Raw genomic sequence first — 10,270 nt, forward strand, 5'->3', positions numbered from 1 at the left:
ACAGCGACCCTCTCAATCTCAGGGGGAGTTCCTTTGTAGATGATGTCTTCCTTCCATCCCATACGCTGAACATCCTTTCCAAGAGCGAGTTGGAAAAGGCCGCCTTTGATCCCTTTGAGACCGGAGCGAGCGATGAATATCAGAGAGAAATCCAGAAGCTTTCGAGGTTTGACGGTGCGGAAAGGGTCATCATCCCTGTCTCGGCGTTAAAAAAAGATTGCGACGACGACTCTGTCGACAAAATGTATTATCTCATCATTTTCGAACTCATGACCTCGGATATCATCTCCGAAGAAGAATACCGTCGGTTCATCGCGACCCTTCAAGAGCAGTCACTGCAGTACCTGTCAACGGGACAGTACGGGCAAATCCTCCAGATTCTCAAGCTCCTGCGGATGAATCTCGAAAACAACAGGTTTGGCGAGATAACGTCAGAAGCACTAAAGACCTATTATACTCGGGAGTTTTTGCTCGGCTTTATCGATTCTCTGAAGATAATGGGAAGACAGGTGAGAGAAGAAGCGTGGACGCTCTGTGAATTTTACGGTGAGATAATCATCCCGTTCCTTCTCTCCGCCCTCGTGGAGGAAGACACAAAGGCCTTCAGGAGTTTACTCATGGGATTCCTGAAACAATTCGGTGAAGCAATCGTCCCCTATGCATTAAAGGAACTTGATGATGCAAGATGGTTTGTGAAAAGGAATATGCTCTCTCTCCTCGTCGGATGCAAGAGCAGGGAGATCATACCTTACGTAAGGCCTTATTGCAGCCACGAAAACGAGAAAGTAAGATGGGATGCGATAAAGTGCCTCTTAGGTTTTCAGGACCCGAGCGGGCACGAGATGCTCAGGCAATATCTGCAATCAGGTTCCAGGGAAGAACTGGAACAGGCCACAACGCTCGTCGGCATTTTCAGAGTAACCGAGGCGATACCTGATCTCATAAAACTGTACCGGAGAGAAGGAGCGATAAAGACGGATTTGAGCTTAAAGCTTTTGATTATTCAGGCTCTCGGAAATATCGGGGACCAGAATTGCCTCGGTCTCTTTCGGGATATCCTGTCCGCGAAAAGTCTCTTCTTTAAGAAAGACGTGCAAAGGATGAAGGAAGAAGTATACAAAGCATTGAAGAATTTTCCTTACGAGGAGATTAAGGCCATTGCCCTCAAAGGGGCGCAGTCCAGGAACAAATTCATTAGTGAGGAATCCCTGCGGCTCAGAAAAATGAGGGGAAAATAAATGGAAAATATCATGACCTTCCTAGTAACGATCACCACCGCCATTTCGAATTGCTCCTTGTACTCGAAGAACCATCCCTCTGTCGATGAGTTCACGAGGAGGGCTGCCAAGGTGTTGGACATTCTTCTGCGAGAGGCGGGACGCCTCGATATTATGCATGTGGAAAATAAGCTTATCATTAACGAAATGCCTTTTGCCGCAACCGGATTGCAGGATAGCAAGCTGATGAACAGGCTCAAGAGAAAACGGGTCTCCTATGTAAAATTCCTGCCTGCCGTCACTGTCGATGAATTAAAACAATTTGTGAGCGAATTGGTCGAAATTGATAAGGACATGCCTCAGTTTCCTCACATAAAAACGGGTGTTCTTGATGTCGAAGTCGATGAATATAAAGAGTATGCCGATTTCGACAGTGATGATATCTCAAGTTTCGTATCGAGGCAGGTTCAAACGGCAAGGAATATCTATAATGACTTCTCGCAGGCCAGGAAACCCGATATGCCGTTGCTCTATGACATGATGAAGAATTTTGTCGTCGCCTTTAAAAAGCGCATGAACATCCTTCAACTACTGAGCGACGCCAAGTCCCGCGAGGAATATACGTATATACACGCGACAAATGTGTCCGCACTGTCGATATTCCAGATGGAAGGCTTGGGGATGAAGGAAAAGTCAGTGTTGTGTGATGTCGGAATCGCGGGGCTTCTTCATGACGTGGGCAAATTGTTTATATCCGGCGACCCGCTCGAGAAGAGGGGCCCCCTTGACGAAAAGGAGTGGGAAGAGATAAAACGCCATCCCTTACATGGGGCAAAATACCTGTATCCCATAGAGGGCCTTCCCCATCTTGCGACGGTAGTGGCATTCCAGCATCACTTCAGAAAAGATGGCAGAGGATATCCCCCGCTTCGCACAATGAGTATTGACGAACACATCTGCAGCGAGATCGTTACGATCTCGGACGTGTTTGATGCGTTGCGAAGCGTGAGACCTTATCGAAAGGACTTGCACACACAAGAAGTCCTTCTCATCATGAAGAAGGACAGCGCTGCCTTCAATCCGGTCCTCTTGCAGAATTTTATGCGCAGGTTGCATGAAGCGCTACCGACCTAATGCATACTGCGCAGACCAGAATTAACGCCTTGGATCTAAATTGGGGAGAATCAAAGGCACTCGCCAAGTCGGCTTCTGCCAGTTCCGCCACTCTCGCTTGTTAATGCTAAGAAAATCTGTTTCCGGTCAACCGTCTTGTGCTGCGACCGCGACCAGCGCCACCTCTTCATCTGGTTCAAGAAAGATATCAGGATAATTCCCAAAGGCCCCTTCTCAAGCTCAGTTTGGCAGGACCATTTTATTGTTCCGCCGAAGATTTCGATTTCATGCCCACCTACGGCTCCAAGTTCACCGACTCCCGACGAAATTATTTTTGGAGAACTGATATACTTAATAAGGGAATCGAAAAGAATATCGGGAATGCAATCCGGCAAATCATGATCAAGCGGTACTTGCCTCTGGCGGTTTTTCTTCTCGGCGGAATCCTAGGCTTTTTCCTCCGGGACACCCTGGCTAAACACCATTCGGAGTCCCTTTCGCATGTCGAAGTTCGCGAAGGGGGCTTCAGATACGTGAGTCCGCTCCTTGAATGCGAGAGTTCCAGAGACTCGGACGAAAATATCGAACTCAAGCCTTTGGAGCGGAAGATAAGAAAAGCGATAGAGGATCAGAAAAAAAGAAATTGGTTAGGCGAAGAATCGGTTTATCTCCGCAGGCTCAACTCCGGGAAATGGTTCAGCGTGAACCCGGTCGTCTTCTACTATCCCGCGAGCCTCATGAAGGTCCCTGTGCTCATGGCGGTCCTGAAACAGGCGGAGAGGGACCCTCACCTTCTCGGCGTGAAGATACGGTTTTCCGGAAAGACCGAACTGAGCGACCTGTCCCCCTATTTCGCTCCTTCAAAGAAATTGGAGGCAGGGAAGTCGTACACCATGGAAGAATTGTTGAACCGGATGATCGTCTATTCCGACAACGACGCACTGTCTCTCATCGTGGAGCAGGTCGGTAAACCGGCCGTCAGCCGGACCTTCGAAGAGCTCGGACTTCTCGATCCCTTCTCCGCATATTACAAAGAACATGCTTACACCTTGACCGTGGACCAGTATGTCGTCTTCCTTCGTGTCCTCTACAATGCATCTTACCTGAGCAGGGAGATGTCCGAGAAGGCCCTGGACCTGCTGACCAAGATTGAGTTCAGACAGGGCCTCGTCGAGGGTGTTCCACCGAAGATACCCGTTGCTCACAAGTTCGGTGAACGCATATGGGAAAATACTTCTCAGGGAAAAGAACTCCACGATTGCGGCATCATTTACTACCCCGCTCATCCGTACCTCTTATGCATCATGACGCGGGGAGATTCCTTTGAATACCTTGATGACGGCATCAAAGAGACGTCCCGCGTAATTTATGAAGAACTCGACCGCCTCTGGAGCCCTAATAACCGGAAGGGCCTTCCTTAGAATTCTCATCATCCTTGTCGCGGGACGGCGGCCTGAATCACCGGCGGGTCACTATTGATCGGCTCTCGATGAGAAAATGGTTCGTCAGTTCGATGGAACGTTCCGCGAATGAGTAGGTACTTCGTAAAGCTCACCGAGGCGCATCACGGATAGAGATTCTCCCCATATCAAAAGTTCATGTTGACAAGCCGTCCTAATATTGTAAGAATTGAGCATTAGCAGGTGAGGAAGGCGATGAAAATCGAAGGCAGGCATTCGGGCCGGTCGGCGTCAGGGACAGGAAAGATTAGCCTGTCGGACAAGAAGGCCGAGAGGAGAGGGAGCCTGAGGGCGCTCATTAAGGTTTCCGTCAATGGCGTGTTTCAGGACGATTTCTTCTACGCCGTCGCGCAGAATATCAGTACTTCGGGAATCCTCTTCGAGACGGATAAACTCCTTGTCGAGGGAGACAAGATCGCGTGTTCCTTCGTCCTCCAGCATAAAATAGATATAGACGGAGAAGTCGTGCGCTCAGAGAGAAAGACCCCGGATCTCTACCACTGTGGGGTACGGTTTCTCAATCTCGATCCTAAGGCAAAAGCGGAGATAGAAGAACTCGTCGCCGTTCAAAAACGGCAGGGGGAACGCCGCAGGGATTAGTTCATGCGATAATGCGAGGAGTGGCTGTCACACCCTCAACTGCAGATTGATGAAGTCCGTAATTTCCTCGAGTTCATCTCCGGTGAACTGGAGGAAGACCTTCGATTTCTTCTCTTCGATCATTCTGTCGACCTTATCAATGACCCCTACGATGTCCGTTGTCGTGAGGCTTATCTTCCTCGTCGTCTTTTCATTGCCTGTTTTTTGATAGGCAAAATCGAGCAAGTCCTCGAGGTCTCCGAGAGATAATTTTAACTTGAAAGACCGGAGTGCCGGCGTCCCGATGGATATGCATCCGTCTGCGCTCGAAAAACTGAACAGCCAAGAGTCGATCTCTTTTATCACTTCCTCTTGAGGCGGATTGTCCGCCGAATCGCGTCGTCTACTCGCCGGTAACTCGGGATCCTCCCGCGGCTTCAGTAACGATGACAGATCGTCGCTTGTGTCATCCGATGGTATATCGTTATACCGTTCGTCCTTCTCTGCAACGCGCAGATGGCTCGTGGGTGCATGTTTCGTGAGAACAACGTCGTTGCTGAAGTACCCGCAAACGCAGTTGTTGAAAGTCCCGTAATTCTGGCGACCACATGATGGACATTTCCAGGGCATAAACTCCTCCTTATCGTTCAGTTCCATGAAACCTCCTCCGGCCAATCGCCTGCATGTCGATTACTATAATAGGTCCCCATACCCCTCTGACCGAAAATCTCTCCGAGAATGAGAAAAGGCCCCGTAATTACATGTTGTCAGGCTTCTCAAAAGGTTAATGTGATACCGATCACAAAAACGGGGAATCATCGGGGAAAGATGCCACAATGGCTGATGCTGGTACGTGCCCTTGACACATCAGGAAAGGCGGACGCCATCGGGAGCGCCCAACTCAGACTACTTCCACCCTTGACGAATGATCCTGAATCCGACCTGTTCCTGCGGGACCTGAACCGGGCCCTGCGGTGTCTGCTGCACCACGTTCATGTGCTGTTTCCGATATTCAGCAGAAATCTCGTAATGATTCGACAATGACCCGCTTTCGACAAAGGCGATTTTGTAATCCTTCATGTTCTGTACCGCATTCAGCCCGAGTTCATTTTCGGGATTCCATATCTTCCCAAACTCCAATTCCTTATGGTATTCCTCGTAGAGGTCCGTCATCGCCTTCGAAAGGACGGCATCCGCGTTTAGGATTGTTTTGATACCGAGGTCTTCCTCCGCCTCTTTCCTTCCCACGACATACTGGTGGGAATAGAGCTTTTCCGTAAAATAATCGACCAGCTTCACAATCTCATCTTCCCTGAGTTGTGATTTGTGGCTCTTCAGGAGCCGCTTCGCGAGAATGCGTATGAGGTTGTGGATACGATTCACGTTCCCGAGCGCGAGCGGATGGATTTGCGGGTTCGACTCAATGAATTTCGTGAATATCCTCGAAAGCTCCTCATCGCCTTTAATTCCGAATTTGTTCTTTGCGAGATCGAAATACGCCATCACGTCTTCGACGCTTATCGGAATCCTATTTTGCGGATTCGTCGGATCAGAAGGGTTGAAGACATTAGCGGTTGAAGGATCAATGGGCGAGAGCTCGGAGAGATTGCTCATCACGATTTCATCCGCGCCGAGCGCGATCATCGTTGCCGCACTGTGGGCCTTATAGGGAATAAGCACGGCAAATTTTCCGCAATACTCACGGATCATCGAGACGAGTCGCCACGGCACCATGGTGTCCCCGCCCGCGCTGTAGAGGAACAAGTCGATATTCTCTGTTTGTCCGATAATCCGGAGCTGCTTGCTTACGAGCGGTATCACGTCCATCGCAATCCGAGCGTTAAACGGACCCTGTCGGTCGCTCGTCAAGTAGGTGATTACCCGCGATCCCCGCAGGCCTTCGATCTCCCCTATGAGTTGCCTTCTGTCCATGTCTCGGGTTTTATTTAAGCATTTTTGTCTGATTCTTTCAACGAAGCGTGAACCATTGGCAGGAAAGACATGCCGCTTGGCCATCGGAGGAGGCCTGGTGTGCCGGGGTCAGGAACGGATGGATGGCGACGACCTCCAGGCCAGTCATGAGTTATTATGCCCCTCGTCGCTCCGAACCGTATTGACTTTAGCGCCCGGAGACGATATGCTGAGAATCGTGAAGCTCGGAGAGGTCCTGGTCAGCGAAGGCATTATCACGCAGGAGCAACTCAACATCGTCCTTGCGAGGCAGGTCCAGTTCGGCGGCAGGCTCGGAACGAATCTCTTGGAGCTGCGGCTCGTGAGCGAAGAGAAGTTCACCAACTTCCTGAGCCATTATTTTAAAGTCCCTGCCGCGACATCGAGCAAGATAGCAGGGATATCCGATGAAATTCTGCATTCGATTAAGAAGGATCTCGTAGAGAAATATAAGGTTTTGCCGCTCGAGAGACAGGGGAAGAGATTGCAGATAGCCGTGCTCAATCCGAACGACGCAGGGATTGACGAATTGAGCTTCGCGACGGGTTTGGGGTTCGTTCCCTTTGTAATCTCCGAACTGAGACTCTTCTATGAACTCGAAAGGCTCTACGGGATCAGGAGCGACCGCCGTTATATCAGGGCAGTTGACCGCTTCAGCCCCGATATCGATGTCACCGCCTCACCGGATACCATGAAGATGGCGCTACGAGACGCTGAATCCGGAGATAAGATCGCGGATTTGCTCCTCCGGTCAGCTCATCAGGTCGCCGCGAGGGTTGCCATTTTCACCAGACGAGGGGACAAGGCATCGCTCTGGAAGGCGACGGGCATAGAAATTGAGAGATGTGAGACTCATGTAGACGCATGGCCGATATTTGCGGAAAAGACGCGGACCGCAGAGCCTTTGGCGGACGCTGATCGTGGTTCCGGTGCTTCTCATCAGGAATATTACAGGGGGCCCTTACAGGAGAGACCGGGAAACACCGCCTGGATAGAGGCCCTCGGAGGCAGGCCCGAGGATATATTGGTACTGCCTCTTACTGTCAGGGAAAAGACCGTCGCCTTCCTTTACGCCGATAACGGGAACGATTCTGTGCTCGACGCGAATGTGGGCCATCTCTCCCACCTTGCATCCATGGGTTCAATCGCCTTTGAGATACTCACGTTGAAAGAAAAGCTTACGGGGCTATGACAGGGCCACAGGGCCCATGGAAAGGAGCAACCGATGGACAAGAGAGAGCAAAACAAGGCGGTGATTCGGGAATTCACTCGCATATTCAAAAACGAGCACAACGTCGAAAGAGTCGGCCATTTGTTCGCCGCTGATTTTCAGCACCACTTCAGGCTGCCGGTGAGCGCCGGGTTAGAAGGTTTCAAGGAAATGGGTCGCATGATGAACATCGCCTTTCCTGACGTCGTGGTCACCGAAGAGGATCTCATAGCTACAGAAGACACGGTGGTCGAGAGGAGTTCGGCAGTAGCTACACACTCTGCTCCGATGATGGGAGAGCAGCCGACAAACAAGCAGGTGCGATGGACGGAGATACACATTTATCGGCTGCGTGACGGAAAGATTTCGGAACATTGGGTCGAGTTCAGCCTTCTGGAATTGATGCGTCAGATCGGGGCGATCAAATAGGGGTCGTCTCAAGCGCTCTCTTTTCATGAATAAAGGGAAAGGGCCCGCGGGCATAGAATGCCCGCGGGCTATCGAGTAATCCTACTGCCTATGGCCCTATCACAACGAAATCTGGCAGAGAAGTGGTACCCGTATCCGTGCAGGTTTTTGTTCCGCCCCCCTGGATGACCAGAGTCACGAGGCTGAATGCGCCCGCAAAATCTCCGGTGCACGAGGTCGTCCTCGAGTTGCTGCCGTCAGTGTCAGTCTCGGTAAGCGAATAGGTTATGTTGATGTTTCCGGTAATAGGTGTTGTAAGGATGAGGGTCCCGCTGGCTTGCGTTTGCCCGCTTGCTGTAAGCCCCCCCTCCTGACAGACGCTCTTCGTGAAAGTCGCTGTGAGAGCTCCGGTCGCCTGGTTCCAATCACCCGTCAGCATGACTGTGCCACCGCTCGCGCACGGGAACGGTCCGAAAGCGAACGGCGCGGCCTCCGCACCAATCGCGAAAGCGAGAAACAGAACTATGAGAAAAAATTTCTTGAGCATCGCCCCCTCCTTAAAAGATGTGAAACAGCCAAACTTCATTCATGAATACTTCGGCCTCTCAGCCCCTGCTTCAAAAAACACGTCGCTTTCTGCCTCCTTCAGAAAGGGTCTGGACTTGATGGACTGGACTCACCCCTGCTTACTTCCCTTTTAGCATGCGAATGAGCCGGTGTCAAGTTAATATAGAATGCTCTTTATAAATATGCCTTCGGCTCTTTACCGAACAGTCTCGATAGATTATTTGCAAGAGTGATCGTAGGATGGAGGAAAAACCGATGGTTAAGAATTCTGGAAGGACGGTCGATGCGAAGGGCACTGGTCATGAGATTCCGGCAGAGAGCTTAGCGCTCCAACCACTGCAACAGTGCCCCAATAAAAAAGAGGATTGCCCGTATCGGGCTGTCTCGGCGAGCTTCAAGATAAACGCCAATAATCACGTTGACGAATTGAGACTTGCGTATTACCAAAAGAATGCAGTCATCTCAAAGAAAATCGCCTTCATCGGTTACGTGCGCCGTTGTCCGTCGGTTTCAAGCAAGGCAGCCGCCGATTGATAGAGCCCGTCATCGTCTTCAGGTTTCGTAGCTGCCTTGCCTTGGCTTCTAAAGGCTGAACAATTCTTTCTCACCTCCTCGGAACAACCCATAATATCCCAGCAGGCCGCGTATTCAAGAAGTTTCTTGATACCCGCAATGCTGATCTTCTTTATGTGGATGAGGTTCCTTAAGCACTGAAGCCACGTAATATCGTTCTCGGAATAAAACCGCTGCCGGCCCCTCCGGGAAGGCGAGATGAGCCCGTGATGCTCATAGACGCGCAACGTCTGCTCCGTGGTACCGAGAAACTCCGAAGCGATCATGATGGGATATAAGGCCATAGTCTTTTTCTCTTGTTCGGTCAGCCCTTGTAATGGTTGTTTTGTAAACATCTGGTCCGCCTCCTCATTCCGAAGGATTTGCTTTATCCTTACCGTCATGCAAGCCACCGCTTCCGATGAACAACATTCATCCAAAAAATAAAAAACCGAGCGAACCAAAGGCTTATCCTTCGGCAGCTCGGCCATGCCGACTCTTTCGGCACCCGCCGCTTTCCGCCCCCTTCTCACGGAGGGTTTGGTCTTATCGGGAGCCTATCCTCTATTATCCTTATACCAAGGAAAAGCAGTCTTGTCAACACGAGCTTCCGCCTCTGTCTGTTTTCATCTGTCCCTTATTTCCTTCATCTTTTTCTCGCGTACCCTCTTTCATGACGTCCGGCTGCCGGTAGAGAAACGATTGTCGTACGGCATTGAGTTCGTTATTTACCACACATACCTCACCGACGCAGGGACGATTAGCGCCGCCCCGAGTCCGACAATGTCCGTCCTCTTCATGACACAATTTGTTAATCAGGCGACGCAATAATCCGGTCTTTTCTCGAGAATCCCGCATGTTGCGAGGCGGCTTGTTTTGGCACAGCGTTTGCTCAAATCAACGACAGAAAGGAGGCGATTCGGGTACGCTTTAATAGAATTCTCGGTCTGCCATTAGTTTTGGCCCTTCACGATTCGGGGGTTTCGGGAAGGGCGATGAGGGCTGTCGTTGACAGTCTCAAAACAAATTGGAGGAAAAGGGAATATGAGAAATAGCATAATCACAATTTTGGCGATAGCGCTCGGGATACTTCTCGTGTCCTCTCTCGCTTTTGCCGGATTGAACCCGGGAACCGGGATCAAGCAGACATCCCATGACCTGAGTTCAGCAACGGGTAAGGGCGCCCTCTATAATGCAGGCGTACAGGCAGATCC

11 protein-coding genes and 1 riboswitch are annotated in these 10,270 nt (G+C 50.7%); of the genes, 7 read left to right on the forward strand and 4 right to left on the reverse strand.

Annotated elements, in window-relative coordinates; genetic code table 11:
* From VEI96_13070 to VEI96_13085, 4 genes are all read left to right on the forward strand, one after another.
* The coding region (locus VEI96_13070) for a HEAT repeat domain-containing protein (GenBank protein HXX58925.1) at positions 1 to 1,238 on the forward strand (1,238 nt) is incomplete at its 5' end.
* The gene (locus VEI96_13075) at positions 1,239 to 2,351 is read left to right on the forward strand and encodes an HD domain-containing phosphohydrolase (protein HXX58926.1); all 1,113 of its coding nucleotides are present in this window, start codon (positions 1,239 to 1,241) and stop codon (positions 2,349 to 2,351) included.
* Positions 2,352 to 2,728: 377 nt separating this feature from the next.
* On the forward strand, positions 2,729 to 3,751 hold the full coding sequence (locus tag VEI96_13080) for a serine hydrolase (GenBank protein HXX58927.1): 1,023 nt from the start codon (positions 2,729 to 2,731) through the stop codon (positions 3,749 to 3,751).
* A gap of 234 nt (positions 3,752 to 3,985) precedes the next feature.
* A complete protein-coding gene (locus VEI96_13085) occupies positions 3,986 to 4,390 on the forward strand; it encodes a PilZ domain-containing protein (protein ID HXX58928.1) in 405 nt (134 codons plus the stop codon).
* Positions 4,391 to 4,417: 27 nt separating this feature from the next.
* Here VEI96_13085 and VEI96_13090 read toward each other — a convergent pair whose 3' ends face one another.
* Complete coding sequence (locus VEI96_13090) at positions 4,418 to 5,026, reverse strand: hypothetical protein (GenBank protein HXX58929.1); 609 nt, start codon at positions 5,024 to 5,026, stop codon at positions 4,418 to 4,420.
* 249 nt (positions 5,027 to 5,275) lie between these two features.
* Entirely contained in the window at positions 5,276 to 6,385 is a 1,110-nt protein-coding gene (locus tag VEI96_13095) for a hypothetical protein (GenBank protein HXX58930.1), read from the reverse strand.
* Positions 6,386 to 6,506: 121 nt separating this feature from the next.
* Here VEI96_13095 and VEI96_13100 point away from each other — a divergent pair, with 121 nt between their 5' ends.
* Entirely contained in the window at positions 6,507 to 7,511 is a 1,005-nt protein-coding gene (locus VEI96_13100; GenBank protein ID HXX58931.1) for a hypothetical protein, read from the forward strand.
* A gap of 33 nt (positions 7,512 to 7,544) precedes the next feature.
* Complete coding sequence (locus tag VEI96_13105; protein HXX58932.1) at positions 7,545 to 7,958, forward strand: ester cyclase; 414 nt, start codon at positions 7,545 to 7,547, stop codon at positions 7,956 to 7,958.
* A gap of 88 nt (positions 7,959 to 8,046) precedes the next feature.
* On the opposite strand, the gene VEI96_13110 is transcribed toward VEI96_13105, so the two are convergent.
* Positions 8,047 to 8,484, reverse strand: a complete 438-nt coding sequence (locus VEI96_13110) for a hypothetical protein (GenBank protein ID HXX58933.1) — start codon at positions 8,482 to 8,484, stop codon at positions 8,047 to 8,049.
* A 275-nt stretch (positions 8,485 to 8,759) separates the two neighbouring features.
* Between VEI96_13110 and VEI96_13115 the strand changes: the two genes are divergently transcribed.
* Positions 8,760 to 9,038 (forward strand): hypothetical protein, encoded by a 279-nt coding sequence (locus VEI96_13115; GenBank protein HXX58934.1) that lies wholly within the window; start codon positions 8,760 to 8,762, stop codon positions 9,036 to 9,038.
* Here VEI96_13115 and VEI96_13120 read toward each other — a convergent pair.
* A complete protein-coding gene (locus VEI96_13120; GenBank protein HXX58935.1) occupies positions 8,990 to 9,412 on the reverse strand; it encodes a MerR family transcriptional regulator in 423 nt (140 codons plus the stop codon). The genes VEI96_13115 and VEI96_13120 overlap by 49 nt on opposite strands.
* A gap of 118 nt (positions 9,413 to 9,530) precedes the next feature.
* A riboswitch (cyclic di-GMP riboswitch) is annotated at positions 9,531 to 9,611 on the reverse strand.
* Positions 9,612 to 10,270 lie beyond the last annotated feature (659 nt).

The organism is Thermodesulfovibrionales bacterium, from assembly GCA_035622735.1.
Taxonomy (GTDB): domain Bacteria; phylum Nitrospirota; class Thermodesulfovibrionia; order Thermodesulfovibrionales; family UBA9159; genus DASPUT01.

Bases quoted from the DNA above. Each gene is read 5' to 3' on its own strand.
- VEI96_13105 (HXX58932.1), top strand. From the start codon at position 7,545: ATGGACAAGAGAGAGCAAAACAAGGCGGTGATTCGGGAATTCACTCGC.
- VEI96_13085 (HXX58928.1), top strand. From the start codon at position 3,986: ATGAAAATCGAAGGCAGGCATTCGGGCCGGTCGGCGTCAGGGACAGGA.
- VEI96_13120 (HXX58935.1), bottom strand. From the start codon at position 9,412: ATGTTTACAAAACAACCATTACAAGGGCTGACCGAACAAGAGAAAAAG.
- VEI96_13095 (HXX58930.1), bottom strand. From the start codon at position 6,385: ATGGCCAAGCGGCATGTCTTTCCTGCCAATGGTTCACGCTTCGTTGAA.
- VEI96_13115 (HXX58934.1), top strand. From the start codon at position 8,760: ATGGTTAAGAATTCTGGAAGGACGGTCGATGCGAAGGGCACTGGTCAT.
- VEI96_13080 (HXX58927.1), top strand. From the start codon at position 2,729: ATGATCAAGCGGTACTTGCCTCTGGCGGTTTTTCTTCTCGGCGGAATC.
- VEI96_13090 (HXX58929.1), bottom strand. From the start codon at position 5,026: ATGGAACTGAACGATAAGGAGGAGTTTATGCCCTGGAAATGTCCATCA.
- VEI96_13100 (HXX58931.1), top strand. From the start codon at position 6,507: ATGCTGAGAATCGTGAAGCTCGGAGAGGTCCTGGTCAGCGAAGGCATT.
- VEI96_13110 (HXX58933.1), bottom strand. From the start codon at position 8,484: ATGCTCAAGAAATTTTTTCTCATAGTTCTGTTTCTCGCTTTCGCGATT.
- VEI96_13075 (HXX58926.1), top strand. From the start codon at position 1,239: ATGGAAAATATCATGACCTTCCTAGTAACGATCACCACCGCCATTTCG.